This window comes from Aeromonas sp. sif2433 (assembly GCF_019218705.1).
GTDB classification, from domain to species: Bacteria; Pseudomonadota; Gammaproteobacteria; order Enterobacterales; family Aeromonadaceae; genus Aeromonas; species Aeromonas encheleia.
On record NZ_JAHUXD010000003.1, the window covers coordinates 379,618 to 404,641 of the forward strand.

General features: G+C 62.4%; 21 protein-coding genes, 1 tRNA gene, 1 rRNA gene and 1 pseudogene. 9 read left to right on the forward strand and 15 right to left on the reverse strand.

Features of this window, described 5'->3' with window-relative positions:
• Nucleotides 1-4 precede the first annotated feature (4 nt).
• The 3 genes from KW825_RS07185 to tatA all read right to left on the reverse strand — a co-directional run bounded on the left by KW825_RS07185 (nt 5) and on the right by tatA (nt 2,340).
• Complete coding sequence (locus KW825_RS07185) at nt 5-1,426, reverse strand: lytic transglycosylase F (RefSeq protein ID WP_218328783.1); 1,422 nt, start codon at nt 1,424-1,426, stop codon at nt 5-7.
• Nucleotides 1,427-1,861: 435 nt separating this feature from the next.
• Nucleotides 1,862-2,164: a YfcZ/YiiS family protein gene (locus KW825_RS07190; RefSeq protein WP_042651849.1), complete on the reverse strand. Its 303-nt coding sequence runs from the start codon at nt 2,162-2,164 to the stop codon at nt 1,862-1,864.
• Between the two features lie 14 nt (nt 2,165-2,178).
• Complete coding sequence (tatA, locus tag KW825_RS07195) at nt 2,179-2,340, reverse strand: twin-arginine translocase TatA/TatE family subunit (RefSeq protein WP_042651848.1); 162 nt, start codon at nt 2,338-2,340, stop codon at nt 2,179-2,181.
• A gap of 274 nt (nt 2,341-2,614) precedes the next feature.
• On the opposite strand from tatA, the gene KW825_RS07200 reads away from it, so the two are divergent.
• Nucleotides 2,615-3,583, forward strand: coding sequence for a LysR substrate-binding domain-containing protein (locus KW825_RS07200; protein ID WP_218292643.1), 969 nt, complete (start codon nt 2,615-2,617; stop codon nt 3,581-3,583).
• A gap of 14 nt (nt 3,584-3,597) precedes the next feature.
• Here KW825_RS07200 and KW825_RS07205 read toward each other — a convergent pair whose 3' ends face one another.
• Complete coding sequence (locus KW825_RS07205; RefSeq protein WP_042651846.1) at nt 3,598-4,197, reverse strand: YhgN family NAAT transporter; 600 nt, start codon at nt 4,195-4,197, stop codon at nt 3,598-3,600.
• A gap of 99 nt (nt 4,198-4,296) precedes the next feature.
• A complete protein-coding gene (locus KW825_RS07210; protein ID WP_042651845.1) occupies nt 4,297-4,542 on the reverse strand; it encodes a YecH family metal-binding protein in 246 nt (81 codons plus the stop codon).
• Nucleotides 4,543-4,750: 208 nt separating this feature from the next.
• On the opposite strand from KW825_RS07210, the gene KW825_RS07215 reads away from it, so the two are divergent.
• Nucleotides 4,751-6,034: a dicarboxylate/amino acid:cation symporter gene (locus tag KW825_RS07215; RefSeq protein WP_042651844.1), complete on the forward strand. Its 1,284-nt coding sequence runs from the start codon at nt 4,751-4,753 to the stop codon at nt 6,032-6,034.
• 53 nt (nt 6,035-6,087) lie between these two features.
• On the opposite strand, the gene KW825_RS07220 is transcribed toward KW825_RS07215, so the two are convergent.
• Together KW825_RS07220 and KW825_RS07225 are read right to left on the reverse strand one after the other, a co-directional pair.
• Nucleotides 6,088-6,402, reverse strand: a complete 315-nt coding sequence (locus KW825_RS07220; RefSeq protein WP_042651843.1) for a DUF2007 domain-containing protein — start codon at nt 6,400-6,402, stop codon at nt 6,088-6,090.
• Between the two features lie 316 nt (nt 6,403-6,718).
• Nucleotides 6,719-7,621 (reverse strand): LysR family transcriptional regulator, encoded by a 903-nt coding sequence (locus KW825_RS07225; protein ID WP_042651842.1) that lies wholly within the window; start codon nt 7,619-7,621, stop codon nt 6,719-6,721.
• Between the two features lie 97 nt (nt 7,622-7,718).
• Between KW825_RS07225 and KW825_RS07230 the strand changes: the two are divergent.
• Nucleotides 7,719-8,753: pseudogene (locus KW825_RS07230) on the forward strand (HlyD family secretion protein); the annotation flags it as partial.
• An 89-nt stretch (nt 8,754-8,842) separates the two neighbouring features.
• A complete protein-coding gene (locus KW825_RS07235) occupies nt 8,843-10,396 on the forward strand; it encodes a DHA2 family efflux MFS transporter permease subunit (protein ID WP_042651841.1) in 1,554 nt (517 codons plus the stop codon).
• A gap of 99 nt (nt 10,397-10,495) precedes the next feature.
• Here the strand turns inward: KW825_RS07235 and KW825_RS07240 are convergent, their stop codons facing one another.
• Nucleotides 10,496-11,122 (reverse strand): lysoplasmalogenase, encoded by a 627-nt coding sequence (locus tag KW825_RS07240; protein WP_042651840.1) that lies wholly within the window; start codon nt 11,120-11,122, stop codon nt 10,496-10,498.
• Nucleotides 11,123-11,296: 174 nt separating this feature from the next.
• On the opposite strand from KW825_RS07240, the gene KW825_RS07245 reads away from it, so the two are divergent.
• Nucleotides 11,297-11,446 (forward strand): hypothetical protein, encoded by a 150-nt coding sequence (locus tag KW825_RS07245; protein WP_157433652.1) that lies wholly within the window; start codon nt 11,297-11,299, stop codon nt 11,444-11,446.
• 57 nt (nt 11,447-11,503) lie between these two features.
• Here the strand turns inward: KW825_RS07245 and KW825_RS07250 are convergent, their stop codons facing one another.
• The 5 genes from KW825_RS07250 to KW825_RS07270 all read right to left on the reverse strand — a co-directional run bounded on the left by KW825_RS07250 (nt 11,504) and on the right by KW825_RS07270 (nt 18,926).
• A complete protein-coding gene (locus KW825_RS07250) occupies nt 11,504-14,053 on the reverse strand; it encodes a TRAP transporter permease (RefSeq protein WP_218328772.1) in 2,550 nt (849 codons plus the stop codon).
• Between the two features lie 101 nt (nt 14,054-14,154).
• Nucleotides 14,155-15,126, reverse strand: a complete 972-nt coding sequence (locus KW825_RS07255; RefSeq protein ID WP_042651838.1) for a TAXI family TRAP transporter solute-binding subunit — start codon at nt 15,124-15,126, stop codon at nt 14,155-14,157.
• A 537-nt stretch (nt 15,127-15,663) separates the two neighbouring features.
• On the reverse strand, nt 15,664-17,805 hold the full coding sequence (locus KW825_RS07260) for a S9 family peptidase (RefSeq protein ID WP_042651837.1): 2,142 nt from the start codon (nt 17,803-17,805) through the stop codon (nt 15,664-15,666).
• Nucleotides 17,806-18,122: 317 nt separating this feature from the next.
• On the reverse strand, nt 18,123-18,554 hold the full coding sequence (locus KW825_RS07265) for a DUF411 domain-containing protein (RefSeq protein ID WP_042651836.1): 432 nt from the start codon (nt 18,552-18,554) through the stop codon (nt 18,123-18,125).
• A gap of 48 nt (nt 18,555-18,602) precedes the next feature.
• A complete protein-coding gene (locus KW825_RS07270) occupies nt 18,603-18,926 on the reverse strand; it encodes a hypothetical protein (protein ID WP_042651835.1) in 324 nt (107 codons plus the stop codon).
• Between the two features lie 274 nt (nt 18,927-19,200).
• Here KW825_RS07270 and KW825_RS07275 point away from each other — a divergent pair, with 274 nt between their 5' ends.
• The 4 genes from KW825_RS07275 to KW825_RS07290 all read left to right on the forward strand — a co-directional run bounded on the left by KW825_RS07275 (nt 19,201) and on the right by KW825_RS07290 (nt 23,379).
• Nucleotides 19,201-19,800 (forward strand): NAD(P)H-dependent oxidoreductase, encoded by a 600-nt coding sequence (locus tag KW825_RS07275; protein WP_218292650.1) that lies wholly within the window; start codon nt 19,201-19,203, stop codon nt 19,798-19,800.
• A gap of 70 nt (nt 19,801-19,870) precedes the next feature.
• On the forward strand, nt 19,871-21,727 hold the full coding sequence (gene kefC / locus KW825_RS07280) for a glutathione-regulated potassium-efflux system protein KefC (protein WP_218328773.1): 1,857 nt from the start codon (nt 19,871-19,873) through the stop codon (nt 21,725-21,727).
• Complete coding sequence (locus KW825_RS07285; RefSeq protein ID WP_218292652.1) at nt 21,724-22,110, forward strand: SirB2 family protein; 387 nt, start codon at nt 21,724-21,726, stop codon at nt 22,108-22,110. The genes kefC and KW825_RS07285 overlap by 4 nt, the downstream gene beginning before the upstream one ends.
• Before the next feature lie 282 nt (nt 22,111-22,392).
• The gene (locus tag KW825_RS07290) at nt 22,393-23,379 is read left to right on the forward strand and encodes a YafY family protein (protein WP_042651831.1); all 987 of its coding nucleotides are present in this window, start codon (nt 22,393-22,395) and stop codon (nt 23,377-23,379) included.
• Between the two features lie 1,344 nt (nt 23,380-24,723).
• Here KW825_RS07290 and KW825_RS07295 read toward each other — a convergent pair.
• A tRNA-Asp gene (locus KW825_RS07295) sits at nt 24,724-24,800 on the reverse strand.
• Nucleotides 24,801-24,897: 97 nt separating this feature from the next.
• Nucleotides 24,898-25,012, reverse strand: a 5S ribosomal RNA gene (rrf, locus tag KW825_RS07300).
• Nucleotides 25,013-25,024 lie beyond the last annotated feature (12 nt).

Below are 25,024 nucleotides of genomic sequence, written 5' to 3' on the forward strand. Positions count from 1 at the left end.
GCGCTCAGGGCTGGGCCGCCTCTATGGCGTCGGACTTGCCCTCCAGCTGGGGCAGGCTGAAGCGATAGGCCACGTAATATTTGTAGATGGTGCCGACGTAGTTGATGGGCCCCTGGCCGACCTCGTTGGCCACCAGCTGCTCCACGTTGCCGAACCAGACATTCGGATCCAGCCCCCTGGCCCTGGCCTTGGCCTGCAGCGCCTGCACCCGGTTGGGGCCCGCGTTGTAGGCCGCCAGCGCGAACAGGTGGCGGTTGAGCCGATCCATTCCGGGATCGTTGAAGTAGGTGTCGAGGATCAGCCGCATGTAACGGCAGGCCGCCTCCACGTTGCCCTCCAGGCTGGTGAGCCGGGCACCGCGGATCCCCACCTCGCCACCGGTGCTCTGCAGCAACTGCATGATGCCGACCGCCCCCCGATTGGAGCGGACATTGGGATTGAGCCCCGACTCCTTGTACGCCAGCGCCGCCAGCATCAGCCAGTCCAGCTGGTATTTGTCCGCCTGCGTCTCCAGCACCTTGCGGATGGTCGACAGCCGGCCCATGGGATCCGGCGCCAAAATGTTGCTCATCTGGTCGCTCTGCGCCAGCAGGCGGCGCAGGGTCATGTCGCTGAAGAGGGTGCGTTTGCTCGACTCCGAGATATAGGCATTCACCGCCTTGAGCAGCTCGGGGCTGTTGTTGCGCAGGGCCCAGGCGCTGCGCCCCTTGTCTCGCAACGGGATCAGCTTGTGGGCCTTGAGGCCCCCTATCATGTCGAGCCAGATCCGTCCCTTGAAGCTGTCGGTGACGGTCAGCGGTATGATGCCGGCCGCCACCATCTCCAGCAGATCCCCATCCTGCAGGTATTCCGGCACCGTCTCTATGTAGACGGGGGGCAGCCCCAGCTCGCGGAACAGCCAGTTGAGCTGGTGCAGGCTCTCATAGTAGCTGGAGCTGGCACGTACCCAGATCCGCCGGCCCGACAGCTGGGTGATGCGGTTGAAGCCAGGCAGATCGCGCTGGCTCACCACCCACTCCTCGATGGGCGAGATGAGCGGGCGGGAGAAGGTCACCTGCTCGCGCCGGGTCGGCGTCACCGTCATGGTGGCCGCCACCAGATCGCCGCGCCCCTCGGCGAGGTAATCCAGCAGCTTGTCCTGGCGCACCGGGATGTAGATGATCTTGAGCTTGAGCTTATCCTTGGCGAGATAACGCTGGTTCAGCCAGCGCTCGAAGCCCTGCAGCTGATTGACCAGGATGCCGTACTGGGCGCCCTTGTCGAAGAAGAAGAAGCCCCGCTCATAGACCACCAGGGCCCTGAGTTCTTTCTTTTGCAGTATGTGTTTGAGATCCCCGGGTTGGGGCAAGAGCTGCGGCTTGAGATCGGCCGCCAGCAGGGGAAGACACCAGAGGGCCAGCAGGCCCCAGATCCATCGCCGCGTCATCATGTCGTCGCCTTCCGTTGGCCGACTCGCGCCGGACTGTTTCTTGGCAGGATGATTAACAATAAAACCCGGGGCTCAGGGCTGGGTCCATCGTCGCATCATCACGCCATCGCCTGCCGTTGGTCAGTCCACGGCAGGCTGTGCCTTGGCAGGATAACTCGCACCGGAACCCGGGGCTCAGCGCAGGGCGCCATCGCTGCGTCAGCATGTTGTCGCCTGCAGGTTGACCGGCTCGCGCCCGGCGGTTCGTCGGCAGGATGCTTCGTTATGGGATAGGAGGGACAGGGCAGAGCGCCCTCGCCACTGCATCATGCCGTCGCCTGCCATTGGCCGACTCGTATCGGGCTGAGTCATCTGGAGATAACTCACTATAGAACGGGGAACTGTGGCTGGAGGCTCAATACGGCAGGCAGGCCTGCCGTATCCTCAGAGGGCTCAGATTGAGCGGGCACGCATCTCGAAAATCAGCTTCTCGGCGGTGCAGGTGAATTGCAGGCGGGCTTTCAGGATCACGCCATCGGCGCCCTGGCTCAGCTCGCTGCTGATCTCGGCCTCGGCGGTGACCTGCTTGGCCAGCGCCTCATAGGCCGCCAGCTTGGCGCGGGCATCGGCTTCGGCCGCGGCCTCGATCACCAGCTCCATCACATCGTCGCCTTCACCTATGATGGTGCCAATCTCGGCGAAACAGCCGCAGCTGTCGCAGGTTTCATTCAATTCGACTTTCTCGTCTACAGACATCACTCAACTCCCACTTATTTCGGCTTTACTTCATCGTCACGCAAGGCTTTACGAAAGTCCTTGATGGCGGTGCCCAGATCCTCACCGGCGCCGGCCAGGCGTTTGCTGCCAAACACCACGACCACGACCACCAGCAGGATCAACAAATGCCAGATATGAATTCCACCGAGTCCCATCGGGATACTCCTGACTGATAGATACCCATTGTTTGTATCAAAAGAAAGCGCAACGATTGTTGGGCAAAATCAAGGCAGGTGCAAGTTGGCAAATAAATCACGCAAAAAAATACGGCGGCCATTGGCCGCCGTATGAGTCTGTGCTACTTGTCCCCTCAACCGCTACATCCTGTACCAGCCACCCTCTAAGGCGAGAGACGACTCGAGCATAGGGTCGCCAAGATATGAAAACAAATGGTATAAATTCATCTTAGAATTGAAGAGGATTCATATCATGCTGCTGGAACAGCTCGGGCGCATAGACCTTAATCTGTTGATTATCCTGCAAGTATTGCTGGAAGAGCGCAATGGCAGCCGGGCAGCCCGCCGACTGCACCTGAGTCAGTCGGCCGTCAGCAAGGCCCTCGGCCGCCTGCGGGAAACCTTCGACGACCCCCTGTTCGTGCGTGCGGCCCATGGGCTGGAACCCACCCCGCGCGCCCTCGGCCTGCAACAACAGCTGCAACCCATACTGCTGTCGCTGGACAACCTGATCCAGCCACCGGCGTTCGATCCGGCCAGCACCGAGCGGGAGTTCGTCATCGCCAGCATGGACAGCGCCTTCACCCTGTTCGCCCCCCTCTACCTGAGCGAGCTCAAGCGCCAGGCGCCGGGCATCCGCTTGCGCTACGAGGAGTGGACGGAGCACAGCCTGACCGCGATGAGCCAGGGCCAGGTGGACATCGCCTTCACGGTGCGGGAGAACTGCATCACCTCGGACTACCGGCTGGATACCCTGCCCGGCAGCATCTGCCAGCGGCTGCTCGCCATCGATGGCCTCACCTGCCTGGTGCAGCAGGATCATCCGGCGCTGCACGAGCGCGAATGGGATCTCGCCCGCTACCTGGCCTATCCCCATGTGCAGACCTATTGCGAGGGGCGGGATCGCTGGATGCTGGATCACAAGCTGGCAGAGCAGGATCTCTATCGCCGGATAGAGGCGACCGTGCCCTCGTTCGAAGCGGCGCTGCGGATGGGGATGCACTCCGACATGATAGTGACCCTCTCCAAGCTCTATGCCCGCCATGCGACCCAGGTCTACCCGCTGGTGCCGCTGGCGCTGCCCATCGCGCTGGACAGCATCTCCCACCTGCTGATCTGGCATCAGCGGCACGAGGAAGATCCGGGCCACCGCTGGCTGCGGGAGACCCTGCTCGCCCTCATCCTGAGCAAGCTGGAGACCTCGGCCGTTGGTCAGCCCTGAGGCAAGACTCCGGCTTAGCCCTGGCCGGTCACGTCCAGATAATGGTGCACACCGTCGAGCAGCATCTGCACCGAGATCATCACCAGCAGCATGCCCATCAGCCGCTCCACGGCGGTGAGTCCTCGCTCACCCAGCAGCTTGTTGAACACCTCGTAGAACATCAGGATCACGGCGCTGGCACCCCAGGCCAGCAACAGGGCGAGGGACCAGTCCGCCATCCGGGTCGGCTCCTGATTCGCCAGCAGCAGCAGGGAGGCCAGGATGGAGGGACCCGCGATCATCGGGATGGCCATGGGCACCAGGAAGGGCTCCTCCCCGGCCGCCAGCCCGGTCACCCCGCCCGGGGTCGGGAAGATCATCTTGATGGCGATGAGGAACAGTATGATGCCCCCCGCTATGCTCACCGCCTCCTGGCGCAGATTGAGGAAGCTCAGGATCTGCTGACCGGCGAACAGGAAGCCCAGCATGATGGCCAAGGAGAACAGCAGCTCACGGATCATCACCTTGCGTCGCCGCTTGGGATCGACATGACGCAGGATGGAGAGGAAGACCGGCAGGTTGCCCAGCGGATCCATGATCAGAAACAACATGACGGCAGCGGAGAAAGTATCCATACAACGCCCAGGCTAAGCCTTCAACAGGGGGGAGAGAGGGCGAAATATAACAAAGGGCAGGGGATTCGGCGAGCACCAGGGCGGTGCCCGCCGCGGGGATCAGCCGTGCTGGCAGATCTTGTCGGCCCGGGTCTGGAAACCCTGCCCGGATTCGATGAACTTGCCGCGCTTGGCCAGAAAGTCGATCAGCGCCTCGGCATCCATCTCGCTGGCGCTGCAGGTGTGAAAGCGGGCATCGGCGCCGAAGCGGCTGTCGATCGCCTGCTTGAGGCTGGCCCGGGTAAATTGGCCGTCCTGCGCCAGCATCATCTCCATCACTTCGTGACCGTGTATCGATTGAGACATCTCAAACCTCAGTAATCATCATATAGGATGCCAATTAAAGCCCGAGTCGGGCACCCCTATCTTGATGTAAGCCAATAAAGTGCCGATTTCCCGACCTCCGGGCTGGCCGTGAGCGCCACTTTGTCGATAAAGTGGCAACCTGAACAGGGGATGGCTACACTGGCGCCCCTTTTTGCCGTCGCAGTTAAAAAATAAGGACATTGGCGTCATGCTGTTCCATGGATTGGCCCTCAAGCCCTGGCGGATCTGGACCCGCCGCCCGCTCTGGTTGAAGACCCTGATCGGCATGTTGACCGGGATTGGGCTCGGGCTCGGCTTCAGCGAGCAGGCGTTGCTGCTCAAGCCCATCGGCGTCCTGTTCGTCAACACCATACAGATGCTGATGGTGCCCCTCATCTTCTGCTCCGTCATCGCCGGCCTCACCTCCCTGCTCAAGGGCAAGACCCTGGATCGGATCGGCAGCAAGGCCATTGGCCTCTACCTGTGCTCGACCGCCATCGCCATCTGCATCGGACTGATGATGGGCTGGCTGCTGGAGCCCGGCATGGGCGCCAATATGGGGCCTTACGAGCGGACCGGTGTGGTGGTGCAACCGACCCTGGCCAGCGTGCTCAGCCATCTGGTGCCACGCAACCCGATCCAGGCCATGGTGGATGGCAAGATCCTGCAGGTGATAGTGTTCGCGGTGGCCCTCGCCCTCGCCCTCAACGCCACCGGCCGCCGTGGTCGTCCCGCCATCCGCTTCTTCACCGCCCTGGCGGAGGGCATGTTCAAGCTGACCCAGATGGTGATGGCCCTGGCCCCTTACGGCGTCTGCGCCCTGATGGCCTGGATGACCGGCAAGTACGGGCTGGATCTGCTGCTGCCGCTGCTCAAGGTGATCGGAGCCGTCTACCTCGGCTGCCTGCTGCACGTGCTCGGCGTCTACAGCAGCCTGCTGATCCTGCTGGCCCGCCTCAATCCGCTGCACTACTTCAGAAGCATCCTCGATGCCCAGGCGATCGCCTTCACCAGCAGCTCCAGCAGCACGACCCTGCCCGTCAGCCTGGCCTGCGCCGAGCGCCGGCTCGGGGTCTCCCCCGCCATCACCGCCAAGGTGCTGCCCATAGGTGCCACCATCAACATGGACGGCACCGCGCTCTATCAGGGGGTGACGGCGCTGTTCGTGGCGCAGGCGTTTGGCGTGGATCTGCACCTGGTGGATTACCTGACCATCATCAGCATCGCGACCCTGGCCAGCATAGGCACAGCGGGCACCCCGGGCACCGGGCTCATGTTGCTGACCCTGACCCTGACCGCGGTGGGCTTGCCGCTGGAAGGGGTGGCGCTCATCGCCGGCATCGATCGGCTGCTCGACATGGCCCGCACCACGGTCAACGTCTCGGGGGATATTCTGGTGTCCGTGCTGATCGCCCGCAGCGAAGGGGAGCTGGATCTGGCGACCTACCACGATCCCAATGCCGGCGAGGATATCGACTTCACCCTGCGCTGAGGCAGGCAAGAGAGGATCAGGGCCCGCTGGCGGGCCCTGATGAATACGAATGATCAGTGATCGTGCGGATCATGGCGGCAACGCCAGCAGATGTCGAAGTTGGCGCCGTTCTCCTCCCCGCACTGGCCGCAGAGCCAGCCATTGCCCTGGCGCTGCTGGTAACGCTCGATGACCTTACCCGCCCGGCTGCGATCCTCGGCAGGCACCAGCAGGGTGACCTGCAGCAGATCCACCGGCAGCTCCCCCAGCGCGCCCGACAAACCCTCCCCACTGAGCCGCACCCGCACGCCTTCCACCTCCAGCGCCCCTTTCAGGGCGTGGGCCTCCAGCGAATGGGAGGCCCGATACAAGTTAATCCACTGCTCCATATATCCTCTCCTCGCAACCGCTTGTCGATGCACCGACGGCGCCAGCGCCACCATCATTTCAGGGCGTGGGCCTCCAGCGAATGGGAGGCCCGATACAAGTTAATCCACTGCTCCATATATCCTCTCCTCGCAACCGCTTGTCGATGCACCGACGGCGCCAGCGCCACCATCATTTCAGGGCGCGGGCCTCCAGCGAATGGGAGGCCCGATACAAGTCAATCCACTGCTCCATGTCTCGTCCTCACAACGGCTCGTCTTCATATCATTGTCGTCACGCACCAACCCCGCCAGCGGGAGGCCGTGCATTCCTGTGCCTTCACCGCAGGCTGTCGATGCCATACTCGGCCCCATTCTCGACCAGAAAGTCGATGAAGACCCGCAACTTGCTCGGCATCAGCCGCCGCTCCGGGAACAGCAGATAGATGGGCACCCTGGGCTGTTGCCAGCCCGGCAACAGGGCCACCAGGGCTCCGCTGGCCAGCTCCTCGTGGCAGATCATGACGGGCAGCGCGGCTATCCCCAGCCCGGCCTTGGCCGCCTCCCTGGCACAGGTGATGTTGTTGACCTGGAAGCGGGAGCGCGGATCCACCAACACCTCCCGCCCCTCTGCCTCGAAGCACCAGTGGGAGGAGAGAAAACCGCTGCTGACCGCCACCCGCTCGTGCAGCAGCAGATCCTCCGGCCGCGTGATCGGCGGGTTGTTGGCCAGGTAGGCCGGGCTGGCGCAGAGCACGCGATCCGAGCTCCACAGCCGCCGCGCCGCCAGGTTGGAGTCGCTCATGTCACCTATCCGCACTATGGCATCCAGCCCTTCGTTGATGGGATCCACGACTCTGTTGGTCAACTCCAGATCCACCCGCAGGCCAGGATAGGCCTGCAGGAAGTTGGCCACCAGCCGGCCCACCACCAGCTGCCCCGTCTCGATGGGCACGGCCAGCTTGAGGGTGCCGGTCACCTCCTGCTGGCTGGCGCTCAGCATCAGCTCGGCCTGGGTCAGCTCCTCCACCGCCTTGCTGCAGCGCAGGTAGTATTGCTCCCCCGCCTCGGTCAGGGTGAGCTGCCGGGTGGAGCGATAGAGCAGGCGCACGCCGAGCCGCTGCTCCAGCTCGGCGATGCGGCGGCTGACCGTCGCCTTGGTCATGCCCAGCTCCCGGGCCGCCGCCGTGAAGGAGCCCTTGTCGACGATGCGCACCAGTATTAAGGCAGCATTTAGGTCCATTGTCTCACCAGTGCAACTGTATATCTCATAAAGCGATACTAATCGAAACAGTCTGCCGATGTTAGCCTGCGCGCCTCAGTTCAGGAAACCCCACACAATGAGTCAACACAAGAAGATCCCCCTGCTGGCCGCCCTGCTGCTGGCCCTGTTCGGCATGCTGTTTGCCGGCTACTGGTATCTGCACGCCCGTTACTTCGAGAGCACCGACAACGCCTATCTGCAGAGCGAGGTGACCGGCATCGGCTCCAAGCTGCCCGGCTACATCAGCCAGGTGCTGGTGACCGACAACCAGGAGGTGAAGGCGGGTCAGCTGATCGCCCGGCTGGACGATCGGGAATACAAAGCCAAGGTGATCGAGGCCGAGGCCGACCTGCACCTCAACCAGGCGACGGCGGAGAACCTGGCCGCCACCCGCACCCAGCAGCAGAGCCTGATCCGTCAGGCCGAGGCCAAGGTCGCCTCGGCCGAGGCCGAGCAGGTGCGCTCCCAGCAGCAGGTGCATCGTGTCGGCCAGCTCAATCAGCGCCACTACAGCTCCCAGGATAACCTGGACGAGGTGCAGGCCGGCCTGCGCGTCAACCAGGCCCTGCTGCAGGAGGCCAAGGCGGCCCTGCAGGCGGCCCGTGAGCGCCTGCTGGTGCTGGATGCGGAGGCCAAGCAGAATCTGGCCAGACTGGCCCTGAGTGAAGCTCAGCTGGAACAGGCCAGACTGGAACTCGGTTACACCGAGCTGCGGGCCCCGGCCGACGGCATCATCGGCAAGCGCAGCCTGCGGGAAGGGCTCTACGTGCAGTCCGGCATGCAGGTCGCCAGCCTGGTGCCGCTGCAGCAGGTCTGGGTCGAGGCGAACTTCAAAGAGACCCAGTTGCAACACATGCAGCCGGGCCAGAGGGTGGAGGTGATCCTGGATGCCTACCCGGATCAACCGGTCGAGGGCATCATCGACAGCCTGGCCCCTGCCACCGGCGCCAAGTTCGCCCTGCTGCCTCCCGAAAATGCCACCGGCAACTTCACCAAGATAGTGCAGCGGATCCCGGTCAAGATCCGCATCCCCGAGCCGGGCCCGCTGGCGGGCAAGTTGCGGCCGGGCCTCTCCACCGAGGTGATAGTGGATACCCGCACCGCCGCACCGGACCGGCTGGCGAGCACTGAGCCCGCCGCCCCGGCCAGCGGGGTGAACCTGGACAGCCAGGCCTCTAAAGCCGTGGTGGCCGCCCACTGATGGAACCCATCCCGCGTCGCAACTGGATCGCGGTCATGGGGGGGCTCATCGGCGCCTTCATGGCCATCCTCGACATCCAGATCACCAACGCCTCCCTGAAGGACATTCAGGGGGCCCTGTCGGCCACCCTGAGCGAGAGCTCCTGGATCTCCACCTCCTATCTGGTGGCCGAGATGATCGCCATCCCACTCAGCGGCTGGCTGAGCCGTGGCCTGAGCGTGCGCCGCTACATGCTGTGGAGCACAGGCGCCTTCATCGTCGCCTCCGTGCTCTGCTCGTTCAGCTGGAACCTCACCAGCATGATCGTCTTCCGGGCCCTGCAGGGCTTCACCGGCGGCGCCCTCATCCCCATGGCCTTCTCCCTGATCATCAGCCTGCTGCCACTGCACAAGCGCGCTACCGGCATGGCGCTGTTCGGCCTGTGCGCCACCTTCGCGCCCACCATAGGGCCGACCCTCGGCGGCTGGCTGACGGAGCAGTTCTCCTGGCACTACATCTTCTATCTGAACGTGCCGCCCGGCCTGCTGGTGATGGCCATGCTGGCCCATGGCCTGGATCGGAAGCCGGTGGACTGGGAGGTGATCAAGCGGGTGGACCTCATCGGCATCGTCACCATGGCGGTGGGCCTCGGCCTGCTGGAGGTGGTGCTGGAGGAGGGCAACAGAGAGGACTGGTTCGGTTCCAGTTTCATAGTACGGCTCACCGTCATCTCCGTGGTGGCGCTGGTGTTCTTCGTCATCAGCCAGTTGCTGCGGCGCCATCCGCTGGTCAACCTGCGGCTGCTGCACAGCCCGCGGTTCGCGCTGGCCTGCTTCGCCTATCTGGTGCTCGGCATGGGGTTGATGGGATCCATCTATGTGTTGCCGCTCTACATGACCCAGATCCACAACTACAACGCGCTGGAGATAGGTGAGGTGCTGATGTGGATGGGGCTGCCACAGCTGCTGGTGCTGCCGCTGGTGCCCAAGCTGGTCACCAGGATAGACCCGCGCTATCTGGTGAGCTTCGGCTTCCTGATCTTCGGGGTGAGCTGCTTTATGAACGTGAACATGAGCGCCGACTACGCCGGACCCCAGCTGATCCAGTCGCTGATCGTGCGGGCGCTGGGCCAGCCCTTCGTCATGGTGCCGCTCTCCCTGGTGGCCACCGCCAGCCTGAGCCCGGAGGAGATCCCCTCCTCCTCGACCCTGCTCAACGTGCTGCGCAACCTGGGGGGCGCCTTCGGCATCGCCATCATCGCCACCCTGATCGACAACGATACCCGCATCCATTTCAGCCAGATCAGCAGCACCCTGGCCGCCACCAGCATCGAGGGACAGAGCTATCTGCTGCAGCTGACCCAGAGCATGATGGCGCAGGGCTCGGGCCCCGAGCTGGCGCAGCAGCAGGCCCAGGCCATGCTATCCAACACCATCTCGCGGGAGGCAGCCATCATGGCCTACAACCAGGTGTTCTACGTGATGGGGATCTTCCTGCTCATCGCCAGCGCCCTGATGCTGCTGCTCAAGCAGCCAGCCCCCAAGCCGGCCAATGGGGAGCCGCTGGAGTCATGACAATAAAAAAACGGGCCGACTGGCCCGTTTTTTTCTGGCTGGAGATGCCTCACCCCATCCGCCGGATGGGCGCTCGCAGGCGAGGGATGAAGTCCCGCCCTATCCCGCCAGCGAGGCGGCGATCAGGAACTGGGCGGCGAAGTAGCTGCTCATGATCCAGGCCTTGGCGTGGGGGAAGGGCCGGCGGAATCTGTCCAGCGCCAGCATGCTGTCGGAGAACAGGAACATCAGGGCCCCCACCAGTGCGGCGGCGCTGCCCGCCGTCAGGGAGGCATGCCAGGCGCCTGCCGCCACCCAGGCCATGCCGATGATCACCAGCATGTAGCAGAACACCGGGATCTTCATCTCCCCCAGCTGGCCCCACAGCAGGCCGAACACCAGGCCGGCCACCAGCAGCAACATCAGGCCATCCACCAGCTTCAGCACCAGCGGCCCCTGGGCGAAGCCGACGATGTAGCAGAGGTGCGCGACAAGAAATGCCGCCAGTCCCTGGATGAAGCGATCCCTTGGCAGCATCAGCAGCACGTCACCGGCGAGCGACAGGCAGAGGCCGAGCAGGAGCCAGGCATGGGAGCCGTTATGGTCGTCACTCTGGTACCCAAACGCCAAGGCGATGATAAACAGCATGGTCAGCGGCTTGCTGATATAGAACTGACGGGAGTCTGAGCCGTAGGCTGCGCGGATATGCCACCAGCCCGATGCGATGATCAAGAAACTCAATAACATGCCCTGCTCCTCACCGGTTGCTCGCTGTCATACGGCAACCTCTTTAGTGCTCGCAAGAGTAACAAATTCCCCCGCCGAGTGGCAGGGGTGCGCAGCAGATGAGCAGTCTACGCCTAAAGTCTAATTGCCCCGCCCTCGTGGCTCGGGCATAAGAAACGGGTCTGAAGGATCACCATGGAACAAACTATGACCAACTATCTGCCCGCTATCGATATCATGATGTGTCATCTGGGGATCAGCTTCGAGCAAGCCTGCGAACAGCTGGGCCTGAGCCCGCTGGAACAGCAGAACCTGAGTCTGCTGCAAGAACAGCAGCCAGAGTAACGCCCCCCAAGATTGAAAACGGCGCCTTCGCGGCGCCGTTTTTATTGTGGGTGCTGATTAACGCAAGGTCCGTCGTCGCTGTAGCCAGACCACCAGCGCAAACAGCAAGAAGCCAGGCAACCACATCAGCTCCTTGTGCCAGCGTTCGGTAGGCGCCTTGACGGAGAGGATCTCCTGATCGAACTCCATGCCGGCCGCCGCCGCCGGGCTGCCGAAGGTGACGCTGTCGATCAGCGTCTTGCCGTCCTGCTCATACAGGGCCAGCCCCAGGCTGGCCAGACGGGCCTCCCCATCCGCACCGGCCGGCACCGCCAGCAGCACAGTGGATTGGCGCAGCTTGCCCACCGCATCCTCCCCCTGGATCCGCAGCCGCAGGGTGCTATCCGCCTCCACCTCCCCCAGGGTCTGGGCGAACTGGGCCGGCACCGTGTCGCTGTAGGGATCGTGCACCATGTCCATCCAGAAGCCGGGGCGGAACAGGGTGAAGGCCACCAGCAACAGCAGCACGCTCTCGTACCAGCGGCTGCGCGCCAGGAACCAGCCCTGGGTCGCGGCGGCGAAGATCAGCATGGCCACCGTGGCCACCATGAAGATCAGCACACCGTGGGCGAAGTCCACGTCGATCAGCAGCAGATCGGTGTTGAAGATGAACAGGAACGGCAGCGCCGCGGTGCGCAGGCTGTAGTAGAAGGCGGTGATCCCGGTCTTGATGGGATCCCCCTTGGAGACGGCCGCCGCCGCGAACGACGCCAGCCCCACCGGCGGGGTCACGTCCGCCATGATGCCGAAGTAGAACACGAACAGGTGCACCGCGATGAGCGGCACTATCAGGCCGTTCTGCTGGCCGAGCGTCACCACCACGGGCGCCAGCAGGCTGGACACCACTATGTAGTTGGCGGTGGTGGGCAGCCCCATGCCGAGGATCAGGCTCAGCAGGGCGGTCAGCAGCAGCATCAGCAGCAGGTTGCCCATGGAGAGGAACTCCACCAGATCCGCCAGCACCAGACCAACCCCGGTCTGGGAGACGGCGCCCACTATGATGCCGGCGGTGGCGGTGGCGATGCCGATGCCGATCATGTTGCGGGCACCGGCCACCAGGCCCTCCCTCAGATCCACCAGGCCATCGCGGGCCGAGCCGTAGTGGTGCTTGCCGTCGGTGCGCAGCCAGTTGAGCAGCGGTCGTTGGGTCAGCAGTATGATGGTCAGCATCACGGTACCCCAGAAGGCCGACAGCCCAGGCGACAGTCGCTCCACCATCAGGCACCACACCAGCACCACCACCGGCAGCAGGAAGTGCAGGCCGGACAGCAGCACGGCGCGGGTGTTGGGCAGCTCGGTCAACGGCTGATCCGGATCCTCGGCGGGCAGCGGCTCATTGCTGGCCGCTATCTTGAGCAGTCCCAGATAGGCGGCCGCCAGCAGCAGGGCGACCCCCGGCAGGGCGTATTCACCCAGCGCCGGCTTGAGCCAGCCCAGCCCGTAGTAAACCACCATCGACAGGCCGCTGATCAGGGCCGCGCCGAAGGCAAAGCCGGTCAGGCGGCGCAGCCAGGGCTTGGGTTGGTGGTTGCCGATGGGCTCCATACCGAGCTTGAGCGCCTCCAGGTGCACTATGTAGAGCAGCGCTATGTAGGAGATGGTCGCCGGCAGGAAGGCGTGCTTGATGATCTCGACGTAGGGAATGCCCACGTACTCCACCATCAGGAAGGCGGCGGCCCCCATCACCGGCGGCATGATCTGGCCGTTGACCGAGGAGGCCACCTCGACCGCCCCCGCCTTCTCCTTGGAGAAACCGACCCGCTTCATCATGGGGATGGTGAAGGTACCTGTGGTGACCACGTTGGCGATGGAGGAGCCGGAGATGACCCCGGTCAGCGCCGAGGCGACCACGGCCGCCTTGGCCGGCCCACCGCGCAGGTGGCCGAGCAGGCTGAAGGCGAGCTGGATAAAGTAGTGACCGGCGCCGGCCCGCTCCAGCAGGGCACCGAACAGCACGAACAGGAACACGAAGCTGGTGGAGACCCCGAGCGCTATGCCGAACACCCCCTCTGTGGTGATCCACTGGTGGTTGGCCAGCGCGGTGAAGCTCACCCCGCGGTGAGCCAGCAGCCCCGGCATCCAGGGGCCGGCCAGACTGTAGCCGAGAAACACCAGGGCGATCACCGCCAGGGCGGGCCCAAGGGCGCGACGGGTCGCCTCCAGCAGCAGCGGGATACCGATGCAGGCGGTGACCAGATCCGAGGTGGTGAGATTGCCGGGGCGCTGGGCCAGCGCCTCATACATGACGAACAGATAGGCGGCCGCACCAGCGGCGACCAGGCCGAGGGCGATGTCACCGAGCGGCACCCGATCCCGGGGCGAACGCCGGAAGGCCGGGAACACCAGATAGGCCAGCAGCAGGGCGAAGCCGAGGTGAATGGCGCGGGTTTCGGTATCGTTGAGGACCCCGAAGCCCAGCATGAAGGGCAGCGGAGAGGCGATCCAGAGCTGGAACAGGGACCAGGCCAGCGCCAGCCCCGTGATGAGCCAGCCCATGAGGCCGAGCGGCAGCCGAGCACCCACGTCCTGGGCGATCAGTTCCTCGGTAGAGAGTTGTTTTTCTTGCATAGGGTTAACTTGTGCCTACGAGTACAACGACACGACACCCGCTACCGCGGCAGGGCGGCAGACGGGTGTCGAAGAGACGATAGAGGCCCTTGAGCCTGCGATCAGAGCCAGCCGCGCTCTTTGTAATAGCGGGCGGCGCCTTCATGCAGCGGGGCTGAGAGACCCACCTTGATCATGTCGGCTTCCTTCAGATCGGCGAAGGCCGGGTGCAGACGCTTGAAGCGATCCAGGTTGTCGAACACCGACTTGACCAGCTGATAGACCACTTCCGGATCGGCCTTGGCGCTGGTGGAGAGCACCGCCTTGCCGCCGATGGACGGGGTCGGTTGGTCGCTGCCCTTGTAGAGGCCACCGGGGATCTCGGCCTTGGTGTAGTAGCTCTTCTCGGCCAGCAGCTTGTCGATGTCGGCCCCGGTCACCGGCACCAGCACGGCGTCCGTGGTGGTGGAGGCCTCCTGGATGGCCCCGTTCGGGTGACCGACGAAGTAGCTCATGGCATCGATGTTGTTGTCACCCAGCGCCGAGGCCTGCTCGGCCGGCTTCAGCTCGGAGACCAGCCCGAAGTCGCTCTTCTGCCAGCCCTTGACCGCCATGATCTCTTCCATGGTGTCGCGCTGACCCGAGCCCGGGTTGCCGATGTTGACGCGCTTGCCCTTCAGATCGTCGAAGCTGGCGATCTTGGCGTCGCGCCGGGCCAGTATGGTGAACACCTCGCTCTGCAGGGAGAAGACGGCGCGCATGTCGTCCATGGCCCCCTCGGCCTGGAAGGGGGGCAGCCCCTTCATCGCCTTGTACTGGTGGTCGGACTGCATGATGCCGAAGTTGAATTCACCACTGCGGATGCCGTTGACGTTGGCCACCCCGCCGCCGCTGGCCGGGGCGTTGCATTTGATCTGGTGATCGGCGGCGCCGCGATTGAGGAAACGACAGATGGACTGACCCGCCACGTAGTAGACCCCGGTCTGACCGCCGGTACCGATCGTCACGAAGCGTTCCTGTGCCTGGACCTGGCCGCCGAAGGAGACGCCAACCAGGGCAGCCGACAAGGCGCACGCCAAGGATAATCCTTTCATGTTTTCCATCCTTTTCATTGATTTATCTCACCCGATTCCCGGGTGAATATGAGACGGACCCGCATCAAGACTGGGTCCGCCTATATGACCTCATATGAGGAAAGGGTCGAGCGCCAACGGCTCTTCCCAAAGCCACCATCATCCTGCGGTGAGATAATCAGCGTCATGCCGATCGAGGGCGATTCGACCAGAAGAGGGTCGGATCAAAAGTGGTAACCCCTTGATTAGGCACATAGTGCCAACATAAATCAAACAAAATGGCAAAATGCTGGATTTAAATAGCGAGAAATTTGAACTGGATCATCAATTCATCGGTCATGGATTAATTGGATCTGTTCATGCAGGCAGAGGGAAAATGGAGGGGAGATTCTTTTGCAGCCCTTGGCTGGCAAGGGCCTCAAGCTTGGTGGCTTATGGGTTTGGCTGCGAGATAAAAACACAGGCCGGTGGGTTGCCCTCACCGGCCTGTTCTCATCTGCGGATCGGCGCCGTCCCAGGCACCAGAGTCGCGTTCAGTAACAACCGCTTAGCCTTTCCTCATGCCTTCGGCTTGGCCAGATCCAGGATAAAGGCAAACTCCAGCGCTATGTCCTCATAGGCCTTGAAACGGCCCGACTTGCCGCCGTGCCCGGCATCCATGTCGGTGCTGAGCAGCAGCTTGTTGTCGTCGGTCTTCAGCTCCCGCAGCTTGGCGACCCACTTGGCCGGCTCCCAGTACTGCACCTGGGAGTCGTGCAGCCCGGTGGTGACCAGCAGGTTCGGGTAGGCCTGCGCCTTGACCTGGTCATAGGGGCTGTAGGCCTTCATGTAGTCGTAGTAGCGCTTCTGGTTCGGGTTGCCCCACTCGTCGTACTCCCCGGTGGTGAGCGGAATGGATTCATCCAGCATGGTAGTGACCACGTCCACGAACGGTACCTGAGCCACTACACCACGGTAGAGCTGGGGCGCCTGATTGATGACGGCCCCCATCAGCAGGCCGCCGGCGCTGCCGCCCATGGCGTAGACCTGCTCCCTGGCGCCGTAGCCCTGGCTTACCAACGCCTCGGTCACGTCGATGAAGTCGTGGAAGCTGTTCTGTTTTTTAAGCAGCTTGCCATCCTCATACCAGCCGCGACCCAGCTCCTCGCCGCCCCGGATGTGGGCGATGGCGTAGACGAAGCCCCGATCCAGCAGGCTCAGGCGAGAGGTGCTGAAGTCGGGATCCATGCTGGCGCCGTAGGAGCCGTAGCCATACACCAGCAGCGGGTTCTGACCATCCTGCTTGAACATATCCTTGCGATAGACCAGCGACACCGGCACGGCGACACCGTCGCGGGCCGTCACCCACAGCCGCTCGCTGGCATAGAGCGCCGGCTTGAAGCCCGCCACCGCCTGCTGCTTGAGCAGGGTGCGCTTGCCGCTGTCCATGTTGAGCTCGTAGGTGGACGAGGGGGTGGTCATGGAGGAGTAGCCATAGCGCAGCTCGCTGGTCTCCGGCTCCGGGTTGAAGGCGAGCCAGGTGACATAGGCGGGATCGTCGAAGGCGATCTCTTTTTGCTCGCCACTCTGCCAGTTGACCTGCCGCAGCCGGGTCAGCCCCTTGCTGCGCTCCTCCAGCACCAGCCAATCCTTGAACAGGGCGTAGCTCTCCAGCAGCACGTCCGGATTGGGGGCGATGACCGCCTTCCAGCGATCCACCGGGCTCTCCTTGGTCTCGTACAGGCCGAAGTTCTTGCCGTCCTTGTTGGATCGCACGTAGAAGCGGCCACGGTAGTGGTCCAGGCTGTATTCGTGATCCACCTGACGGGGCAGGAACAGCCGCGGCGCCTGGGTCGGGGTGTTGGCGTCGATGAGCCGCGCCTCCCCCGTGGTGGTGCTGGAGAGCGCGATGACGATGAAGTCTTCCGAGGTGGTGGCGTAGAGGCTGACATAGAAGGTGTCATCCTTCTCCTCGTAGACCAGCTGATCCTTGGCCGGATCCGAGCCGAGCTCGTGGCGATAGACCTGATAGGGCAGCAGGGTCTTGGGGTGCTTGCGCACGTAGAACACCGTCTTGCTGTCGTTGGCCCACACCAGGTTGCCCGAGGTGTTTTCCAGTTTGTCGCTCGCCCACTTGCCGCTCTCCAGATCGAGGAACTGGATCTGGTACTGACGACGTGAGAGGAAGTCTTCCGCCACCGCCAGCCAGCGGTTGTTGCGGCTCACCTCCAGTGCGCCGAGGGAGTAGAACTCGTGACCCTCGGCGCGCTGGTTGCTGTCCAGCATCAGGCTGGCGTCCTTCTCCCCCAGCTTGGTGCGGGAGTAGATGCCGTACTCCTTGCCCGGCTCGTAGCGGGTCTGGTAGCGGTAGCCGTTCTTCACATAGGGCACCGACTCATCCTGCTGGGGAATGCGGGCCACCATCTCCTTGTAGAGCTGATCGCGCAGCGGCTTGGTCGGTTTGAGCATGGCCTCGGTGTAGGCGTTTTCGGCCTTGAGATAATCCAGCACCTCGGGCTTCTGGCGCTCGTCATCCCGCAGCCAGTAGTAGTTGTCGACCCGGACATCCCCATGTTTCTTCATGGAGTGCGGGTGTTTGGCGGCCACGGGCGGCTGGATAGGGGTTTCGCTTGTCGGCATGGCGGACTCTTCATTGGCATAGGAACAGGGAACGGCGGCCAGGCAAGCCAGCAGCAGAAGCCCTCGGGAAAAGGTGAACATGTCGCATCCTTTGCGCGGTAGCAGGGTAGGCGGCCGGGTATTAGCGCCATAAACTGACGATCGCTCTGCTGCCGGTCACCCTGCTTGCGTGGTAACGAGGCTAGCAAATCTGGCTCTCAACCCCGTGATCATAAATTGGCGATCAATCTGCCCCTTGTCGCCCTGGGTTGCAAGTGATCCCCAAACATTCGGCCAAAAACCACGGAAAAGGGCCGCCATCCTGCGATGACGGCCCTCTCGTGCTGGCCATGAGCGACACGGGTTCGCTCAGGTGTGCCTCACATGATTAAGTGGTGTCTGCTCATGACCAGGGTGCGTCAGCCGGGGTAGCTCGACCAGACCTTGGTCGCGCCCTCCTCGCTGATGCTCAGCACCTGATAGGGCTGACCCGGAATATCCATGCCAGGCGCACTCTGGGGCATGCCCGGAATGGTCAGGCCGCGGATCGCCGGTTTTTCCTTGAGCAGCTTCTGCACGTCGGCGGCGGGTACATGCCCCTCCACCACATAGCCGTTCACCACCCCGGTGTGGCAGGACGCCAGCTGCGGGGTGATACCGTATTGCTGCTTGATGGGATCGAGCTGCTCGGTTTCGACGACCTTGACCTCAAAGCCGTTCTCTTCCATGTGCTTGATCCAGGTCTTGCAGCAGCCGCAATACTGGGACTTGTAGACGGTCATCTGCTCCGCCGCCAGGGCGGAGAAGCTGACGGTACCGGCCAGCACGGCCAGTAACAGGGACTTGTACATAACTCACCTCAGATAAGAAGAAATACCCAAAAAACAGGGGGACTCGACTCAACGGAACTGGCGAGGGGGGCGTTCGAGCCGCTCGAGCGGCGCGTCCGGCATGAACAGGGAGGGGGAGATGAAACGCGGAGCGTCCGGCTCCAGCACGGCGACCGTCAGGTCGCCGCCGGTGAGCACCGTCATGGCGAGCGCCGAAGTGAAGCTGCCGCAGGGCATGGCTTTCTCCAGGGTGCGCTCACTCTGGCTGCAATGGGGCGTCAGGGTGCAGAGATCGGTCGCCGCCCGGCTGCCAAACGACATCAACACCATCAGCAGACTCCACAGGGGGAGCCAGCGGCGGGCGCGAGCGAGTTGGCGACGGGTCAGAACCATGACATGACTCAGTAATCAAAGGAGGCTTATGGTAACCCTTGGCCCTGGGGGAGGGTCAAGCCTCCCCCCTGCGGCAGATCAAAAGAGGATGAGATAGGGGATGGGACATGACACACTGGGCCAGGTTGAGCGGTGCCAAAAGAACCGCCTCTGTCGGGCGACGAGCCCACCGCCATCCGCCCTGACACTGGCGGGAACAGGCACTTCTTGATAACGTCGCTGCTCGATGCATCTTCTTTTCGCGGACAAGAGTCTCCTCTCAGGTTATGACCCCATGAAACGCATTCTGGTTATCTTCTCACACCCGGCGCTGCAGAGTTCCAGGGCCAACAAACAGCTGCTGCAGGCGATCGAAGGCCTGGAGGGCGTCACCGTACACGACCTCTACCATCGCTACCCGGACATGTTCATCGACGTGAAGCGCGAGCAGGCGCTGCTGATGGAGCACGATCTCATCGTCTTCCAGCACCCCTTCTACTGGTACTCCTGCCCGGCCATCATGAAGGAGTGGATGGATCTGGTGCTGGAGTACGGCTACGCCTATGGCCCCGAGGCCCATGCGCTCGCCGGCAAGCAGTGGCTGAGCGCCATCACCACAGGCGGTGCCCCCGAATCCTACTGCAGCGCGGGTTACAACAACCGGCCGCTGCTCGACTTCCTGCTGCCCTTCCAGCAGACGGCGCAGCTGTGCGGCATGAGCTGGCTACCGCCCTTCGTGCTCCACTCCTTTCACAAGCTCAAGGATCCCCAGGCGCTGTACCGCTGCGGGCAGGATTATCGTCAACTGCTGTGCGCCCTGCGCGACGAGCGACTGACCCCCGCCCAGCTCGGCGAGAGCGCCTATCTGCGTGACCTGCTGGAGGTGCTCTCATGAAACACGCTCAGCTATTTTGCCGACTCGATGAGCAGAGCCGGACAGCCAGGTTCGAAGGGAGGGCCGACTAATGGGACATGGATTGCTGTTCGATGCGCTGATCTACCTCTCGGCGGCGGTGCTCGCCGTGCCGCTCGCCAAGCGCTGGGGGCTGGGCTCGGTGCTCGGCTACCTGCTGGCGGGCATCATCATAGGCCCCTTCCTGCTGGGCCTGGTGGGTGAGCAGAAGGATGTGATGCACTTCGCCGAGTTCGGCGTAGTACTGATGCTGTTCCTGGTCGGGCTGGAGCTCAAACCCGCCCTGCTGTGGCAGCTCAAGGGACCCATCCTCGGCACCGGTGGCCTGCAGGTTCTGCTCACCACCGCCGCCCTGACCGGGGTGGCTTGCCTCATCGGTCTGCCCTGGCAACAGGGGCTCGCCATCGGCCTCATCCTGGCGCTCTCCTCCACCGCCATCGTTCTGCAGAGTCTGCAGGAGCGCAAGCTGATGCAGAGCGAGAGCGGGCGCTCCGCCTTCGCGGTGCTGCTGTTCCAGGACATCGCCGTGATCCCCATACTGGCGATCCTGCCGCTGCTGGCCATCACCCCTGTGGTCAATAACGGCAACCCGGATCTGGCGGGCTGGCAGCACGGGCTGCTGGTGGTCGCCGCCATCGCCGGCATAGTGCTGGGCGGCCATTACCTGATGCGGCCGGTGTTTCGCGCCATCGCCCAGTCCCATATGCGGGAGATCTTCGTCGCCGCCGCCCTGCTGCTGGTCATCGCCATCGCGGTGCTGATGGAGTCGGTGGGACTCTCCCCCGCGCTTGGCTCCTTCCTCGCCGGGGTGGTACTGGCCGACAGCGAGTATCGCCACGAGCTGGAGGCGGACATAGAGCCGTTCAAGGGGCTGCTGCTCGGGCTGTTCTTCATGTCGGTCGGCGCCGGCATCGACTTCGGCCTGTTTGCCGCGCATCCCCTGCTCATTCCGGCCCTGGTGATCGGCCTGATGGTCCTGAAGTGGCTGGTGCTGATGGCGCTGGGCCTCATCATCCGCATCTCGCCCGGCCAGCGCTGGACCTTCGGGCTGGCACTGGCGCAGGGGGGGGAATTTGCCTTCGTGCTGTTCTCGTTCGCCACCCAGAACAAGGTGCTGCCGAGCGAGACCATCTCGCTGCTGACCCTGGTGGTCGCACTCTCCATGGCGCTGACGCCCTTGCTGCTGATCCTCAACGACAGGGTGATCCAGCCCTGGTTTGACTACCGCAACCAGGCCGACGTGCCGCAACACGAGCAGCCCGAGCTGGTCGAACACCCCGTCATCATCGCCGGCTTCGGCCGCTTCGGTCAGATCGTGGGCCGTCTGCTGCATGGCCACGGCATCGGCACCACCATACTCGAGCAGGATGCCAGCCAGATCGAGATGTTGCGCAAGTACGGTTATCAGGTCTTCTATGGCGATGCCAGCCGGCTCGATCTGCTGCACGCCGCCGGCGCCCACAAGGCCAAGCTGCTGGTGCTCTCCGTCAACGATCCGGCCACTTCGATCGTCGTCATCGAGATGGTGAAGAAACACTTCCCGCACCTTAAAATACTGGCGCGCGCCCAGGACAGACCCCACGCCCACGAGATCCTGCGCCAGGGGGTCGACAGCGTGCACCGGGAAACCCTGGGCTCAGCCGTGGATCTCGGGGTGGAGGCCCTGACCCAGCTGGGATTCCGGGCCAACCAGGCCTGGCGCGCCGGCCAGATGTTCAAGCAGTATGACAACCGGTTGCTGCGGGAGCAGGTCAACTACCTGGACGACGAGCACACCTATATCAACAAGAGCCTGCAATACCGGGAGATCCTCTCCGATCTGCTGCAAGACGATCAGGAAGGACAGGAGCGTACCCACGCCCACAACTGGAACAGCGGTCTGCCCGACAACGACAAGGAAGCAATATGATTGCCTATTACCCCCTGCTCAAACACCTGCACATGACCCTGGCCCTGGTCAGCGTGCTGCTGTTCCTCTATCGCTGGTGCCTTGCCCTCGGCGGCAGCCCGCGCCTGCAACAGAAATGGCTCAAGGTCCTGCCCCACATCAACGACACCCTGCTACTGCTGTTCGGGCTGGTGCTGGCAGTGACCCTGCAGATGAGCCCGGGCCAGCAACCCTGGCTGATGGCCAAGCTGATCGCCCTGGTGCTCTACATCGGGCTAGGCGTCATGGCGCTCAAGCGTCCTTACCGTACTCAGAAGCTGATCGCCGGCCTGGCAGCCCTTGCCGTGTTCGGTTACATGGTGGGTGCCGCCATCACCAAGTCAGCCTGGTCCTGGCTGGTCTGAAGCAACGCCCCGTAGCGGTGAGGGCTCTGCCCTCACCGCATCTCCCTCCATTTCCAGCCTCTTTTACCCCCCTGCCGACAAGGGCAACCCTGCACTCCATCTTTTTTTGGCTAAAAACAGGCCTCAAATAACCCCTTTCAATATCAATTTAATGATTTATATCAATTAGTTATCTCATCTTGTATGAAAATGGCGACAGTTGTCGCAGCAAAACTTGCGACATAGACTGTCGCAAGTCATGGCTAGGATACACTCAACGCTAAACCAGTGAAGGCATGCACCATGAGTAAGAAGCTGTTACGACAACTGACCTTGGCGCGTTGCATCCCGCACCGCCCTTACAAGCTGACCGCCAGCCAACTCCAGGTAAAACTGGAAGAAGAAGGCATACACGTCAGTCTGCGTACCGTGCAACGGGATCTGGAAGAGATGTCCGGCATGGGGTTGTTCGACCTCACCTCGGACGAGCGCAGCAAACCGCACGGCTGGTGCTTTGAGCGCCATGGTCTCAATGACTTTGCCAACATCATGCCGCTCTCCCTGGCAGTGGCGCTGAAAACCTGGAGTGACCAGGCGAGCCAGCTGCTGCCGGCGAGCGTATTGACCGAATTGAACCCGCTGGTCGACAAGGCAGGCCAGGTGATCCGCGACAGCCAGAGCGAGCTGGCGGAACGTTGGCTCGAGAGCGTGCATCAGTCTCCTCGTCCCTTTGCCGGCAACCCGGAGATCCGTCGCAGCACCCTGATCCGCGACGCCCTGTGGCGTGGTCGCAAATTCAGCGCCGAGATCCAGCGTGTCATCAAGGAGCGTACCGTGTGGCTGTGCTATGACCGCATCAATCCGCTCGGCATCCTGAACCAGCCGGATGGCCCGACCCTGCTCTGCACCCTGTCCGAGCTGGATCCCAAGGTGTATGGCATCCCGTTCGATCACATCAAGAACGTGGAACTGACTAACTTCAGCGCCACCCAGCCGAAGGAGTTCAACATCCAGAAGCTGATCCGCGATCAGGGCTATCAGGACGTCAGCGGCCCGATCCGTTTCGTTGGTCGTATCGATGCCAACTGCCCGACCCTGATCGATGGTCAGATCCCGGGCCACAACCCGCGCATGACCCGCTACGACAAGCGCAGCGTGGTGGTAGAGACCGAGGTGCAAGATACGCCCGAGTTCCGCTCCTGGCTGAACAACATGAGTGGCAACCTGGAAGTGCTGGCCCCCGAGTCACTGCGCAAGGCCTACCCGACGCCGGGTACCCGGGTCAGCTGATAGCCCCCTGTCATTGATAATGAAAGGCCGAGCTGGTCTCGGCTTTTTTGTATGCTTTTCAGGCATATTCGTTCAATTAATTTTTAACTCTTACACCCCTGATTGAGTACTCTGTACCATCGTTTTCCTCCCTCAATCTGGTTGTGAGAGATCCGCCATTCCCCCTGTAAGACCCCTCAGTGTTGAGCCGTACGTGAAGCCATCCTGGGAGCGTTATGCTTTCTTAAGAAACTAACTAACATCATGATATATAAGAAAACTAATCCTCTCTGTGCAATAACCATCCAGTAGTGGGCGACGCCTTATGGTGCTCCGCGCCTTGTTCTCGCTCACGATTGCCTTAGTATGGGTCTCACAAGGACGGCGCTGGTTCGGCAGGATGCAGAGGTAGCGCATAAAGGGAACACCACAGGATGTGGTAGGAACACCTCAGGATGAGGCTGATAACCCGGATGGTTATCACAAGGATCTACAGGACAACCGCAGGATGCGGTGGTGGACACCTCGGGACGAGGCAGAGTGGTACGGATTACCGCTCTTCAGGATGAAAGGAACCTCGCCGGAGGCGAAAGGAATGGCTTCAGGATGAAGCGAGATGACCAGGGTGGTTATCTGTCAGGAAGACGCAAGGAACACCACGGGATGTGGTAACGGACACCTCCAGGATGGAGAAGGTGAAGCAATCAGGAGCGATTGCCAGGCTAGGATGGCCACAGGACACCTCAACGGATTGGGAAGGGGATAATCCGAAGGACAGGATAGAGTCAGGGATTGCAGGGAGCATGGCAGTTCATGGACTGGACTAGATGACTTGAGGGGACGGCAACCGCCGTCCCCTTTTCTTTATGCCTGGCATCAGGGATTAGCAGCTCCGTCGCTATAACCACCGATCCCACACCGCCATGCCATTGTTACCCTTCAGCCTGGCTACCAGAACGTCCCATCCCCGTTAATTCTTCTACTGGCGCACAGATCTAGGCTGGCTTATCCGAGCCCTATCCTTGGCTAGCTAACAATGCGCCAACCTTCTATAGAATGCTGTGCTCTGCTGTTAGGCGGTAAAGCTCACGCAGACTTTGGTTTGCACGCTGTCCAGAACCGCTCATATTGCTGCCCCGCAGTTTTACTAGATCGCTTGTCCTCCAGACCTGCAGACTATGACGATGCGCATGGCCCCACCCCCACAGAGCCTCCCCCCCTTGGCAAACGCTGTAACCGCATCGATGTAGTTGTCTCACTCCAAAAGCCACCGAGTAGGGCGGCCGGAGGGCGAAACTGGGCGATTCTATGGCAAATTGCAGACATGAAAAAAAGCCCAGTCTTTCGACTGGGCTTCTTAATCATTGGCGGAGCGGACGGGACTCGAACCCGCGACCCCCGGCGTGACAGGCCGGTATTCTAACCAACTGAACTACCGCTCCGCAATTTGGCTAGCTTCTGCTAAATCGTCTGCCGTTTCATCGAGGTGTCATCCTCTCGGCACAACATCGTACTGCGCACAATGTCGTCTAATTAGGAGCCTGGCAGTGTCCTACTCTCGCATGGCGAATGCCACACTACCATCGGCGCTACCGCGTTTCACTTCTGAGTTCGGCATGGGATCAGGTGGTTCCACGGCGCTATGGCCGCCAGGCAAAAACTTCAA